Below are 13232 nucleotides of genomic sequence, written 5' to 3'. Positions count from 1 at the left end.
AAAGGAGAAGCATTCAAAGGAGGTACATTATGGCAGATGTAAACAACATTAAATTAAGCCCGGAACAGATGGAGGCAAAGGCAGCAGAATTTAATACCAGATGTGAGGAGTTCAACCAAGTGGTTTCTACGATGAGAAACATGGTAACATCCTTATGTGATGAATGGGCCGGTCACAGCAGCCAGGCATTTTATGACCAGTTCCAATCTTTAGAACCAAGTTTTACAGCTACATCAGATCTTATCACATCAATTGCACAGCAGTTACGTGATGTATCCGCAGCAATGCAGAGCATCGACCAGGAAATCGCAGGGAAAATTGGAGCGATGTAGTAGCAGAGAGCCGTCGGGATTTTCCCGACGGCTTTTTGAAAATATGAGGAACGTATGTATGGGAAAAATGGATGACACAGGAAAAGCACTTGAAAAAAATATTAATAGCAACATTGAGTTCGATACCTCTGTATTACAGGAAAAGAATGAAACCTATTCTTCCTTAACGGATACTTATGGAATAGATTTGTTTACAGATCAATATGAAGAGAAAATTGAAAAGGTGCATTTAAAAGAATATGATGCCTATCAGAAAATAGAAAAAAAGTTGTTTGAAACAGATTTAGAAAGTGGAAAAGATGAATACGAAAGAATACAGGATCAACTGTTTTTATATACAGGTTCAGAAGTAAAGAAAGAAGAAATTGAGAAAGAAGATAATGCGTTGGGCGTAAATATTGCCATAACAGGTATTATGCTCATACTTTTCTTTTTTATTTTCTTCCTGATTTTTGACAAAAGAAGGAAAAGGAGACGTGAAGATGCAATTAACAATTACACTTACGAGTACTAAATATCAAATCAATAAAGATATTATGGTCAATTCTGAACAAAAGATTTGTGAAACCTTACAGATTTTAAAGGAAGCAGGTCAAATAAATATAGCTGTTGGTGATGAAGTCAAATTAAGATCTATGCGTACAGGGATGTTTGTGCCGCAAGAATTTACTTATGAAGAAGCTGGGATATTCTATGGTGATATATTGCAAATATTATAAAATAAGAAATGGAAAGGGGTAATGAGATATGAATAACATACAAAGCAATACGCAGGTTGCTTCAAGCAGTTCAGATACAATTTCAGCAAGTGCAAATAGTTTACAGGAGAAAGAAATATCAAAAGATACAGAGTCAAATATTACTGCCAAAGGAAATTCTATTACGGCATATGAAACAAGCCAGACTCAAAAATCAGCTTATAGATATGCGTTAGAGCAAGATGCACAACATATAAAAACTTTAGGTAAGACATTTGAGCAAGTGGATCAGAGTATTGCTAATATATTAACTGCTGGTTTATTAGGTGATTAATATGGAAGATAATGAAAAAAGACAGTTACAGGATAAAATTGACGACTATAAAAAAGCGATAAGAACATTAGAAGAAAGTAAAGATGAAATCAATTATCAGGATAAAATAATAGAAAATATTTTTTCAGATATGTTTCTTCAATTTAAGCATGATACAGAATTTTGCAAGAGTATCTCTAAGCTTCAACAATCGGTATGGGAGGCAAAGACATTTAAAGATTCAAAATTTTCAGAAATAGAAAGTGATTTGAAAAGTAATCTAAAAAAACTAGAGAAAGAGCAGGAAAACGAGGAGTGGTAAAAGTATGGGATTAAAACTTTATCCATCAGCTTTAAAAAAACAGGTAAAATCTATCGCTGATAGTTTGAAAGATGATAATGAAAACTTAGTTTGTATCTTGGAGGTAATTGGCCATTTTACAGGAAACCCAAATTTAAAAAGCGAAGCTTGGGATAGTATGAAAGCACATATGGATGATCATGAAACTGTTATTCAGGGATTAATTTGTGCAAACGATATTGTCATTCAAAATAGCGAAACTCTTTGCGTATCTATTGGAGAAGAAAATATAGATGAGGATGAGTTAAATGCACAAATAGTAAGCCTTAAAAATTTAAATAATAGTTTTGAAACTATAACTAAAAATTTAGAATTATGCTTGAATAATGCAATTTTATCAGGAACAGAAAGTTTTAATTATTTTAATTCTATTTCATATTATGAATCTTGTATCCAGGCAAACATACTTAAAATTAATGAGTTGACAGGAAAAATTGAAAAGTTGTATCAAATTGAAGGACAAACAAATTCATTATATTCGGAAAGCAAAGGTTTGTATGAAGCAGTTGAATCAGGTCTTTTGTCTATTCAAACTGCATGGAATGCAAGCACTGGTCAATTTGATGTGTCTAAAATTAATAAAAAATGGCGGAATGTAATCAGAAACGAATGGAAGGAAAGGAAAGAAAATATAGAAAATAAGTATGTAACGCCAAGCATCATAACAGAACTTTTAACAATGAGTTCACTGAATATTGACACATCTAGTACACTGTGGACGACGATTAAAGCTTTAGCAACAAAATGTGATTTAGTAAGAGAGGGTGACTATATCATTGTAAAAGGTACAGTTGGCTTGAGGAAGGATATTGAGGTGTTAAAAGATATTAAAGGCACTAGATATAAAATTAATAGTCCGGCGTATTTTAATGCTCATCTAAATCAATTTTTGCCGAAAAATGAAAGAAATTTTTCAAAAATAATATCAAAAACTACGTCTAATTTGCGGGAAAATGGATTTCCAACGCTAAAAGGAACTGGATTTTTAAAGGAAACTTTTACATTTCAAGAAAAAGACATACTGGGTAATGCAGGACGTGCAGTGGGATACCTTTCTGTTGTTAGTAATATTGGGGAGGAAATGTATGATAATTATTTAGAAGGTGAAACAGAAGTTAGTGAATATATATCTGACGCAGTTGTAGAAGGTGTAGCAGGCATTGGGAGTATGGCTGTTAGTGCAGGATGTGCGAAAGTTGGAGCAGCACTTGGAACGGCTATTCCGATTCCGGTGGTTGGTACAGTAGTTGGTGCAGTAGCTGGTTTTGGGATAGGATATATAGGAGCTAAAGTTTATGATAGTATAGTTACAGAGGATTTAAAAGAAATGGCTAGCGAATTTGTGGAAGAAGGTGCAGAATATATAAAAGATTGTGTTGGTGGGTTTTTCTCAAAAGTAGGTGAGGCAATAGGTACATGGTAAAAAAATGAAAAAGGAGAATTAAAAAATGAAAAAATATAAACCATTGGGTAGCGTAGTATTATTAAAAAATGGAACAAAAAGAGTTATGATTTATGGAAGAAAACAAATTTTAGCTTCTACAGGTGAATTATTTGATTATGTGGCCTGCCTTTATCCAGAAGGAAATATAGGCGCGGAATATACATTCCTTTTTAATGATGACGATATTGAAGAGGTTATTTTTGAAGGATACAGCGATAAAGAAGACTTAGAATTTATTAAAAAGTTTGGAGAAGAAAATGATTAAAAGAATATGGACATTTAAAAGAATTATATTAGCAATAATTATATTTATGTGTACTATAATTTTCGCAATCTCATTGCAAAAAAGTATTATGGGAACAGATAAATTACAAAGAGATTTTAGAGTCGCATTTTTTTTCATTGTTGTGCTTATTTGTTTCCTTTACCTTTTATATAAACTATTAATACCTAAAAGTTTTAGGTGTATGACAGTAGTAAAAAAATATTTATCTTTCAGAGAATTGAAAAATCGAATTAATAATGAATCGTTTTCAAAAGTCGTTATTGACGAGAAGAAATCTGGAAAGATTGAAATATATTATTCCTCTAAATGGATTTATGCTGATGAAGTTTATATACCAAGAAAATTAGTTTTGGATTTGATAGAAGAACGCAAATCTTTATATTCATCATTTGAAAAATTATCAATAGCAACAAAAAATGGAGAAAATATTGTATTTGCCATGATTGATATTGAAGAAGCAGAAAAAATCATAAATTCTTTGCAAGAAATTTTTGAAGAGTTTACATTGGATTTTAATAATATGAGAAAAATTCAAAATAGAATTTTAAGAAAAGAAATAAAACAAGAATTTTATAAACGGGTTATAAATAAAGAAGACTTTTTGAAAGAAAGCGGTTTATAGAACATGTTAAAATAGGAGGTTTGTGTTTATGATGACAATGAATGAAAAGGACAAAAATGAAATGTTAGGAGCAATTTTAGCTGAAGGAGAAACTTATCAATGCAAATTATGGGGAACTATTATGGCTGATGCGAAGACATATGCAGCTATTGGTGGGATATCACTTATTGCTGGAAGTGGAGCAGCGGCCTTAGGTGCTTTAAGTAATGCTTATTGCTATTTGGGTATGACAGAAAATAATATCAATTTTGTAATTGTGGACTCAGTAAATGTAAGCAAAATTAAAAACAGCATATCTATTCCGAAAAGCAGTATTACAAAAGCAGAAGTGAAAGGTGGACTTCTTCCGGGAAGGAAAGTAGTTTTACTTCATTTTGGAAAAACAAAAATGAAAATTTCATTGATGAATAATGCGATTGGATCAGATATACAGAATCAAAAAGAGAATGTAGAGAAATTTTGTCAGGCGGTAGCTCTTATATAATAAAAAAGAAACTTGAAGGTGAGGAAGGTTATGGAAGATACAGTAATAAAAGAAGTTATTAAAAAATCAGAACTTGCAGCAAAAGATGCATATGAATATCAATGGATTACCTATCCGGAATATGGCTTTTTACAGTCACATATAGAGGAAAAGACAGAAGAATTAGAAATTACGTATGATTTAGAAAACCGAAGATCGTTCACGGAGATTCGAAAAGAAGACCTTCCTGATATCCTTTTAGTTTTAGACGATATTGGAAATCTTAAAAAATACATAGAAAAATATTCTTTTTCTTTGCAGCCCCAAAATCTGTTTTACGATCTTCATGGAAGTGTGAAAGCGAAAAGCAGAGATGTTCTGTCTGCAAGTACAGAGCAGGAGGAACAGTTCTTAAATGCCTATAAAGCGGTTATCGGATTTGCTTTGCAGAATAAATATACATTTGAAGATTATTTGCAGGGAGGTATGCAGCTTTTAGGGAAAGAAGGAGTGTTAGGACAGGTACAGTCAGGAACATCAGTAGAGGACATACAAAAGATACTTTGTGAAGAATATGAACGAATTAAGAAAGACCGGAGAGAGAAGAAAGTTCTGATACCAAAAAACAAAGTGACAACATTAAAAATAACAGCAGCAATTCTAGGCGCTGTATTGTTGGGAACAGTTGGATACATAGGCTATGACCGTATAGTAAAAGAACCTTATCAAAGAGCCGTTATAGAGCTTAGTGATGCCTATGTGCAGTCAGATTATGTTGCATGTATAGACTGTATGAGAAATGTCAAGGTACAGAAGATGACGTCTCCACAGAAATTTATGCTTGCGAATGCATATGTCCGTAGTGAAAACCTTACACAAGAGCAAAAAGATAATATTTTAGCTAAAATGACATTGAATGATACGGAGTCGAAATTAGATTACTGGATTTATCTGGGAAGAAGCGATACAGAACAGGCTGCTGATATTGCACTACGACTTTCGGATGATCAATTACTTTTATATGCATATATGAAAGAAAAAGCAATAACAGAAGAAAATACAGAATTAACAGGTGCAGAAAAATCCGATAAGCTGAATGAAATTACAAAGAAAATGGAACCCTTGATGGAAAAATATGAAACGGAAGCTACAAACAATTATGAAGGTACAGCTACAGGGGATACTGAGGGGGATGGAGAATGAAAATGGAAACAGGAAGAATAAGATTATTTCGTCCCGATTACTTTACGATAGGTTCAAGGAAAGCAGATATCGTTTTTCCACAGTGTAAGGTCGATATTATTGTAAAAGGGAAAGAAATTTCCATTCATAAAGAAACGGAAGATGTTTTGCTTATCAATGATAAGGTGATACAGCAAGACAAGATATTTCTGGAAAATGGAGATGTTTTAACAATTGGAGATATTTCTGTCATTTTAGTGGAAAATGCAATTCTTATAGAAGGGAATATTGCTGAAATACATACACAGCTTCCTGTTATAAAAGATTCCAGAGTTCCCTTTGAAGGTTTTCCGAAGTATAAACGTTCTCCAAGAATTATCAAAAGAGTACAGGAAGAAAAAATTCAATTAGAGAAGCCAAAAGAATTGATGGATCGTAAAAAAGGCGGACTTGTTCAGCTAATATTGCCACCTGTGATTATGATTTGCATTACCATTGCAATTAGTGTGATTATGAAGCGTGGATTATTTGTAGTGATGGCGGTTGCCGGTACGGGGATGTCTTTAGTTGTTTCCATTATGCGTTTTTTCAGTGATAAGAAAGAATTAAAAGAAAACAAAATTCTGAGAGAAAAAACCTATAAGCAGTATCTATTGCGGAAACGAAAAGAAATCTATCATGCCTATTGTAAAGAAAAAGAAGCCTATGAATATAATTATCCGTCTGTATCTGAAATCCGGAATATGATTGAAGAATACAGCCCTAGAATTTATGAGCGAAATTATAATGACGAAGATTTTCTAAAAGTATCATTGGGAGTAGAAAAAACACATCCACAGCTTCAAATTCAGCTGAAACTTGATGAATTAAAAACGAAACCAGATATATTGGAAGATGAGGCAAAAGCGATTCAAAAAGAATTTTCTGTCATTGAAAAACCGGTAGTTATCGATTTGAAAAAGGCTCATCTTGGCCTGGTAGGAGAAAAAAGTGTAATACATGAGCAAATAAAGGCACTCATTTGCCAGCTCACGTTCTTTCACAGTTATCATGATTTGGAAATTATTGCAATCTATGATGAAGCTTATCAGGAAGATTTCCAGTGGATGCGCTGGTATCCGCATTTTAAAATCCATACGGTAAACAGCGTTGCAATGATCAATTCAGAAAACAAAAGAGATCAGATTTTAGGAAGTCTATATCAGATTTTAAAAGACAGGAAGCAAAAAGAAGAGGAAAGCAAAAAAGAGAGTACTTTTCTACCACACTTTCTCTTTCTGATTGATGAGCCAAAATGGATTATGGATCATTCCATCATGGAGTATTTGGAAAAGGAAGGGTATAATTTAGGATTTTCTATCATTTATACCTCTCATTTAAGGGCAAATCTGCCAGAAAATATAGGAACTATTGCAATGCTGAAAAACTCAGAAGATGGACTTCTGCTGATTGATGAACGGGAAGAAAAGCAGGAAAAGTTCAGGCTTCATAATATGCAGGAAATTCCTTTAGAGTGGCTTGGAAGAAATCTGGGTGTGCTAGAACACATGCAGGGGATTAGTGCACAGATACCGAACAGTATTACTTTCTTCCAAATGTATCAGGTGGAACGACCATCACAACTTCGGATTGAAGAAAGATGGAGAAAAAATAATTCTTCAAAATCATTGGCAGTACCGCTTGGTGCAAGAGCAGCCGGAGATTATGTGTATTTGAATCTTCATGAGAAAGCTCATGGACCGCATGGTCTGGTTGCAGGTACAACAGGTTCCGGAAAATCAGAAATCTTACAATCGTATATTCTTTCACTTGCTGTAAATTTCAATCCTTATGAGGTTGCCTTCCTTTTGATTGACTATAAGGGAGGCGGTATGTCTAAGATGTTTACAGCCCTTCCACATTTATTGGGGACGATTACGAACTTGGATGGTTCCCAGAGTATGCGTGCGTTGGCATCTATCAAAAGTGAACTAGCAAGAAGACAAAGTATCTTTAATCAATATGATGTGAACCATATCAATAACTATAATAAGTTATTTAAAAATGGAGAGGCAGAAGAACCTCTTCCACATTTATTCCTGATCAGTGATGAATTCGCTGAATTAAAAAAGGAACAGCCGGAATTCATGTCAGAGCTGGTATCTGCTGCCCGTATTGGACGAAGCCTTGGTGTACACTTGATTTTGGCAACTCAGAAACCTACAGGTGTAGTAGATGATCAGATTTGGTCAAACTCAAAATTTAAGTTGGCACTTAAAGTACAGAACGAAGCAGACAGTAAAGAAATTTTAAAAACGGCAGATGCAGCAAACATTACGCTGCCTGGACGTGCCTATCTGCAAGTGGGTAATAATGAAATCTATGAATTGTTCCAATCTGCGTGGAGTGGAGCTGCTTATAATGAAGAAGAACAGAAAGAAAAAGTCGATGACCGGGTTTATGTACTCAATGAAATCGGACAAGGGGAATTGGTAAATCAAGATTTAAGTGATACGAAAGAAAACAACAAAGTAGTAAAAACGCAGTTGGACGCAGTAGTACGCTATATTCACGAGTATTATGAAACACAAGATGTAAAAGAGGTGAAAAAACCTTGGCTTCCACCACTACCGGAACAACTTGTAAGCCCACAGGAACTGATTCGTGCAACCCCAAAAGAATTGAACATGAAAATTGCTATGGGACTCATTGATATTCCGGAAAAACAGGAACAGATTCCATATGATGTTGATTTTATCAAAGATGGGAATTTGCTGTATATTGCTTCAGCAGGATATGGGAAAACCGTCTTTTTGACAACTGCGGTTTTGTCCTTGGCTATGCAGAATAGCGTGCAGGATTTGAATTTTTATATTTTGGATTTCGGAAACAGTGGTCTGATGCCATTAAACAAACTTTCTCATGTGGCAGATTATATTGTATTTGATGACTCGGAAAGATTCCAGAAGTTAATGGGGATTTTGCAGAAAGAAATCAGAGAGAGAAAGAAAAAACTGGCAGATGAAGTAGTACAGAATTTTGAAGTTTACAATCAGGTTTCTGCAGAGAAAATGAAAGCAATTGTTCTTGTGATTGACAATTTTGATGTAGTAAAAGAACTTGGATATGAGGCTGAAGAATTTTTCCAAAAGATTTCCCGTGATGGTTATGGACTTGGGATTTTTGTGATTGCAACTGCTACCAGAAGCAATAGCATGAAATATTCTACCTACAACAATTTTAAAAACAAAGTGGCGGGATATCTGTTTGATGAGTCAGATGTAAATTTAATTGTTGGAAGAAGCACTTATAAACAATCAGAAACAAAAGGACGAGCTCTTTTGAAATATGACAATATGATAAGTGTAATGCAGCTTTACAGCATGGTCAAGTTTGAAACAGAATTGGAATATAAGGATAAAATTAAAGAATTGATACAGAATATTGATGCTCTGTATCCAGGTGAACAAGCTCCAAGAATTCCGGTTCTTCCAGAAAACTTGTTCTTTGCAGATATGAAAGAATATCCTCATACAGAGCAGGATATTTATGTTGGACTCGAAAAAGAAGCTGTGTGTGCCTGCGGATTCCAGCTTGGAAATACACCATTTACGATTCTTGGTGAAGCAGCAAGAGGTAAGACAAACGTATTGAAGGTCATTCTCGATCAGATGCTAGGAAAAGGAAAAATCTATCTGGTAGATTCCAAAGCTATGGAACTTTATTCCTATAAAACATCAGAAAAAGTTGTTTATATAGAAAATCAGGCAATGGTGCCACTGCTCATAGATGCACTCAAGGCAGAGATCACAGAAAGAAATCAAAAAGTCAAGGAATCATTAGAAATGGATCCGACGTTAAATCCAAAGGAAATCTGCCGGGAATTGCAGCCGTTTAGCTTGATTGTAGACGATTGGGATAATTTTGTGGAATTGACCAAAACACAGGCGATAACTTTGGCTCCTATTCTGAATGAGGCAGCAGGTGTTGGTATCAGTATCATTTTGACTGCACATTCCGGAAAGATGAAAGGATTTGACGAAGTGACGAAATTTGCGAAAAACACAACAGAAGGTTTACTTCTTGGAAATCAGGGAACAACAGCAATATTCCCGATTAATTCAGCCAAGGAACTTCCACAGTTTAAAGATGGTTTATTGTTCCATAATGGAGCTTATGTTAAAGTGCGGGTTCCAAAATATTAGGGAGAATTTTATGGATAAGGATAAAAATGGGGCAGAAATTGCTGAATGTAAGCAAAGAATATCAAAATGTAATGCGCAAATAGCAGATAACAGAATAACTATCGAAAGTTTAGAAGAAAAAATTGAAAGACTTAAAAGTGTAAGGGATGCAGTAAGTGCAAAAAAGGAAGAAATAGGTACGACAATCAGTAACATGGCGGGAACTATTGAATCTATGAATTATTTTACATGGTGTGGAAGCAATAGAGAGTCTTTTGATGGGGAAGTAATAAAAGTATTGGAAGATTGTGATGCTTTCAAACAGGATGTAGATAGCTTACAAGATGCATTGAATGATGAAATTACACAATTGGAGAACAAACGATATGAGCATGAAGGCATCATTGGACAATTGAAGATGGTACTTAATGATTTGGATAATTGGCTTACAAAACTACTAAATTAGCAAAAGCCGTGTAACTATTCATTAGAAAAGTGCCACAGATAGGAGGGAATCGGTTTGAAAAGAGGAGGATATAAATCAGCACTATTAGTGAGTCTTTTCTTAATCATGATGTTGGGAGGATGTGGAATGGATACGAAAAAAGAAGTTATAACAAAAGCGATAGAGAGTCATTTACAGGAAAAATACGGAGAAGAATTTGAAGTACTGTCTTGGAATCAACCTAAACTGTTACCATCAGATAATGGAGCAATTTATGCAACATGTATTGCAAAAAGTGATCCAAAACATCCATTTGAAGGAAGCTATTTTTATCCAGAAGAGAAAAATGCAAAAATAGAGGTTATTGATGATGGATATGCAGAACGTCTTTTGGCAAAGCAGATGGAATCCAAGGTAGAGAAAGCAGTTTCACAGGTGGCAGAGAACTACTATATCCAAGGAGACATTATTGTGCCAGAAGAATGGCAAGATATACCAGTAGAAGAAATTTCACAGTGGGAAAACTATGTTGCGCTTCGTAATCAAAGCGAACCAGATTATAAAACACTAGGGAGTGTTTGGGTTTATATTGATGCCACCACAATGACAGGAAAGACGGACGAAGAAGAGTATGGGATGTATGAAGAAGTATTTCGAGAGGAGATGGGTGGAGAAGCACTATTTTATATCTATTATCTAGACAAAAAGAACTTTCAACGGGCGGAAGAAAGAATGGAAAATAGTGCATTTGGGAATGGAGGAAGTATACTGTCAGAAGCCAGAGCAAACCAACCTTACTTTGGAACGATTATGCGAAGTGGTTCAAAAGTATTTGATGATTCTTTAGACGTGTTCAAAGCCGCAAAACAGGGAGAAGAACAAGAAAAATATAAGTAAAGAGGAGGAGTTGCATGAATCCGACAACAGATAAAGATGCATTGGTAGCCTCACAGATAGCATATATGAATATTAAAGAAGAATATATACATAAGGCTGAAGATAAATATGGTTCAACAACACTAGAAAATATTTTTAAAGTATCTAATGGTGAAGTAGTACGGGGTTATATTAATCGAGTATATGGAAATAAAGATCCAAAGACGACAAAATTGAGTGAATACGAGCAGATGCGCTTAGAGGAAGCAAAGGCATTTATAGAGGAGATAAAAAATTCAGAGTATGCACAGTGGGAAATCGTAGAAGTAAAAGATGATAATGCAAATTCGGGATTTTATGGATGCATGATTGATTGTGGAGAAGGCCAGTCGATATTCGGTTTCCGAGGAAGTGAAAGTGACACTACGCATCAGCTACGTCAAGACTGGATCAATGCAGATATCGCTTTATTCAATAATATTTTAACGGAGCAGCAGAAAGCAGCACAGAACTTTGTGAAAGATATGAATAAAAAATATGGGGATAATTATACAACATTTGATTTTTCGGGGCATTCTCTAGGTGGAAATCTGTCACAGCATGCTGGAATTACAGTGCCTGCAAACATGCAGAACAAAGTGGGAACGATTTACAATTTGGACGGACCAGGATACTCCGATGAATATCTTTTGTCACATGCTTTAGAAATTGATAATATGGCTTCCCATGTGAAACACTATCAATGGTCTTTTATCGGAAATTTACTTAATCAAATGCCAGATGAAATGTTCCAATCTATACGAACAGACGATAGGGTTTATGAAATATATGATTTGGAAAAATTGACAGATGGCGCTCTGTTTCAAAAACATGATACCGGTTTTGTCTGGCGCTGGATGATGGAACACGATACAGAATTTTTCCAAAATGGTAAGATGGATGACTTTGCAAAAACGGTTGGTGTAGTCATAAGAAAAATAGAAAATGAAGCCCCTGGAGTAGTACGGAATTTGGCTGTAGATGGAATCTTCTTAATAAATCTTTTTCTTTTGGCAAAAGAATCCGAAAATACAAAGGAATTTGGAAAGAAAGTATGCAAGTACTTTATAGATACATTTCAAAATGGCGTCCATATAGGAATGGAAATTTGGGATTCCATTGAAAGAGGAATTTCTAAATGGGCGGCAGCAGGTGTGGATTTTATTGCACTATTTAAAAATCCATATTTTAGACAAGTAAATGATTTCAAAAAGAAAGCGGGGAGGATTACAAGTACTTATGGGCATTTGGATATGGAAAGTAAACTTATATCTCTTAACAATATGACAGAAACATATCAGAACCTGGATCATTTGATGAAAATGTATAAAACATTTCTTATAGCAAGTGCAGACTCTTATAGAGAAGCGGGAAAACTTATGCTTCTTAAAGAAAAAGATATATTATAAGAGAGGGGGAAGAATGTGGGATATTATCTTAGAATGGAAGAAATTTTAAGCTTACAGCTTAAATCGCAGGAACAAATTGAGCGTTGGAAAGAAGAGCTACAAGAGGTTGGAAAAACTCTGGAAGTTTTAGGAGATACAAACGAATTGCAAGGTGAAGCTGGTACAAAATTAAAAGATAACATAAAAAATATTCATATGCCAATAAAAACAGAGATAGAAGCTCTTCTAGATCTATTCCAAGAAAATTATTCTAAATACGTACTAGGATTTATGGAACTTGAGGAGTCAAATACAGCAATTATTAAACAAGATGTGTTAGAAAGACAGCAGAAACAATTAAACTTATATAAAGAAAGTTATACTGACATTTATGAGAATATCGTAGATGAACTTAGTAAAGTAGATGATTTATTCAGTTATTCCATCGAGTTTCAAGTTCCAGAGAAAATTGATACACTTATGGTTACATTGACAGACATTAACGAAAAAATTGGAGAATATGATGTGTCACATGCGAATGATATGAGTTTACTTGATGAAGGAATAACTTTAATGCGAATGAAATTTTCTAAATAATTAAGAAACGTTCTGTTTTATTT

At 34.4% G+C, this 13232-nt stretch carries 15 protein-coding genes; all 15 read left to right on the top strand.

Going from position 1 to position 13232, the window contains the following annotated elements; all coding sequences use genetic code 11:
• Positions 1 to 29 precede the first annotated feature (29 nt).
• Positions 30 to 332, top strand: a complete 303-nt coding sequence (locus tag BQ5364_RS09485) for a WXG100 family type VII secretion target (protein ID WP_004612715.1) — start codon at positions 30 to 32, stop codon at positions 330 to 332.
• 58 nt (positions 333 to 390) lie between these two features.
• On the top strand, positions 391 to 846 hold the full coding sequence (locus tag BQ5364_RS09480) for a type VII secretion EssA family protein (protein WP_004612714.1): 456 nt from the start codon (positions 391 to 393) through the stop codon (positions 844 to 846).
• Positions 815 to 1051, top strand: coding sequence for a hypothetical protein (locus BQ5364_RS09475; protein ID WP_004612713.1), 237 nt, complete (start codon positions 815 to 817; stop codon positions 1049 to 1051). The genes BQ5364_RS09480 and BQ5364_RS09475 overlap by 32 nt, the downstream gene beginning before the upstream one ends.
• A 28-nt stretch (positions 1052 to 1079) precedes the next feature.
• Positions 1080 to 1364, top strand: a complete 285-nt coding sequence (locus BQ5364_RS09470; RefSeq protein ID WP_004612712.1) for a TIGR04197 family type VII secretion effector — start codon at positions 1080 to 1082, stop codon at positions 1362 to 1364.
• 1 nt (position 1365) lies between these two features.
• The gene (locus BQ5364_RS09465) at positions 1366 to 1665 is read left to right on the top strand and encodes a hypothetical protein (RefSeq protein WP_044963412.1); all 300 of its coding nucleotides are present in this window, start codon (positions 1366 to 1368) and stop codon (positions 1663 to 1665) included.
• Between the two features lie 4 nt (positions 1666 to 1669).
• Positions 1670 to 3127, top strand: a complete 1458-nt coding sequence (locus BQ5364_RS09460; protein ID WP_004612710.1) for a T7SS effector LXG polymorphic toxin — start codon at positions 1670 to 1672, stop codon at positions 3125 to 3127.
• Positions 3128 to 3152: 25 nt separating this feature from the next.
• On the top strand, positions 3153 to 3413 hold the full coding sequence (locus tag BQ5364_RS09455) for a DUF4176 domain-containing protein (protein WP_004612709.1): 261 nt from the start codon (positions 3153 to 3155) through the stop codon (positions 3411 to 3413).
• 88 nt (positions 3414 to 3501) lie between these two features.
• Positions 3502 to 4056, top strand: coding sequence for a hypothetical protein (locus BQ5364_RS09450; RefSeq protein WP_235837156.1), 555 nt, complete (start codon positions 3502 to 3504; stop codon positions 4054 to 4056).
• A gap of 28 nt (positions 4057 to 4084) precedes the next feature.
• A complete protein-coding gene (locus BQ5364_RS09445; RefSeq protein ID WP_004612707.1) occupies positions 4085 to 4540 on the top strand; it encodes a hypothetical protein in 456 nt (151 codons plus the stop codon).
• A 30-nt stretch (positions 4541 to 4570) separates the two neighbouring features.
• On the top strand, positions 4571 to 5722 hold the full coding sequence (locus tag BQ5364_RS09440; protein ID WP_004612706.1) for a type VII secretion protein EssB/YukC: 1152 nt from the start codon (positions 4571 to 4573) through the stop codon (positions 5720 to 5722).
• Positions 5719 to 9885, top strand: a complete 4167-nt coding sequence (gene essC / locus BQ5364_RS09435; protein ID WP_071144186.1) for a type VII secretion protein EssC — start codon at positions 5719 to 5721, stop codon at positions 9883 to 9885. The genes BQ5364_RS09440 and essC overlap by 4 nt, the downstream gene beginning before the upstream one ends.
• Before the next feature lie 10 nt (positions 9886 to 9895).
• Positions 9896 to 10330: a DUF5082 domain-containing protein gene (locus BQ5364_RS09430; RefSeq protein WP_022250351.1), complete on the top strand. Its 435-nt coding sequence runs from the start codon at positions 9896 to 9898 to the stop codon at positions 10328 to 10330.
• 54 nt (positions 10331 to 10384) lie between these two features.
• Positions 10385 to 11206, top strand: coding sequence for a DUF5037 domain-containing protein (locus BQ5364_RS09425; RefSeq protein ID WP_022250350.1), 822 nt, complete (start codon positions 10385 to 10387; stop codon positions 11204 to 11206).
• A gap of 14 nt (positions 11207 to 11220) precedes the next feature.
• Positions 11221 to 12633, top strand: coding sequence for an Mbeg1-like protein (locus BQ5364_RS09420; protein WP_022250349.1), 1413 nt, complete (start codon positions 11221 to 11223; stop codon positions 12631 to 12633).
• A gap of 15 nt (positions 12634 to 12648) precedes the next feature.
• Positions 12649 to 13209, top strand: coding sequence for a T7SS effector LXG polymorphic toxin (locus tag BQ5364_RS09415; protein ID WP_022250348.1), 561 nt, complete (start codon positions 12649 to 12651; stop codon positions 13207 to 13209).
• Positions 13210 to 13232 lie beyond the last annotated feature (23 nt).

The organism is Coprococcus phoceensis (genome assembly GCF_900104635.1).
GTDB classification, from domain to species: Bacteria; Bacillota; Clostridia; order Lachnospirales; family Lachnospiraceae; genus Faecalimonas; species Faecalimonas phoceensis.
The sequence above is the reverse complement of the archived record's forward strand: the minus strand, read 5'-3'. Positions and strand labels throughout refer to the sequence as shown.

What these genes read in the sequence shown, in the direction of transcription:
- BQ5364_RS09485 (WP_004612715.1), top strand. Translation starts at nt 30, where the DNA reads ATGGCAGATGTAAACAACATTAAATTAAGCCCGGAACAGATGGAGGCA.
- BQ5364_RS09480 (WP_004612714.1), top strand. Translation starts at nt 391, where the DNA reads ATGGGAAAAATGGATGACACAGGAAAAGCACTTGAAAAAAATATTAAT.
- BQ5364_RS09475 (WP_004612713.1), top strand. Translation starts at nt 815, where the DNA reads ATGCAATTAACAATTACACTTACGAGTACTAAATATCAAATCAATAAA.
- BQ5364_RS09470 (WP_004612712.1), top strand. Translation starts at nt 1,080, where the DNA reads ATGAATAACATACAAAGCAATACGCAGGTTGCTTCAAGCAGTTCAGAT.
- BQ5364_RS09465 (WP_044963412.1), top strand. Translation starts at nt 1,366, where the DNA reads ATGGAAGATAATGAAAAAAGACAGTTACAGGATAAAATTGACGACTAT.
- BQ5364_RS09460 (WP_004612710.1), top strand. Translation starts at nt 1,670, where the DNA reads ATGGGATTAAAACTTTATCCATCAGCTTTAAAAAAACAGGTAAAATCT.
- BQ5364_RS09455 (WP_004612709.1), top strand. Translation starts at nt 3,153, where the DNA reads ATGAAAAAATATAAACCATTGGGTAGCGTAGTATTATTAAAAAATGGA.
- BQ5364_RS09450 (WP_235837156.1), top strand. Translation starts at nt 3,502, where the DNA reads ATGGGAACAGATAAATTACAAAGAGATTTTAGAGTCGCATTTTTTTTC.
- BQ5364_RS09445 (WP_004612707.1), top strand. Translation starts at nt 4,085, where the DNA reads ATGATGACAATGAATGAAAAGGACAAAAATGAAATGTTAGGAGCAATT.
- BQ5364_RS09440 (WP_004612706.1), top strand. Translation starts at nt 4,571, where the DNA reads ATGGAAGATACAGTAATAAAAGAAGTTATTAAAAAATCAGAACTTGCA.
- essC (WP_071144186.1), top strand. Translation starts at nt 5,719, where the DNA reads ATGAAAATGGAAACAGGAAGAATAAGATTATTTCGTCCCGATTACTTT.
- BQ5364_RS09430 (WP_022250351.1), top strand. Translation starts at nt 9,896, where the DNA reads ATGGATAAGGATAAAAATGGGGCAGAAATTGCTGAATGTAAGCAAAGA.
- BQ5364_RS09420 (WP_022250349.1), top strand. Translation starts at nt 11,221, where the DNA reads ATGAATCCGACAACAGATAAAGATGCATTGGTAGCCTCACAGATAGCA.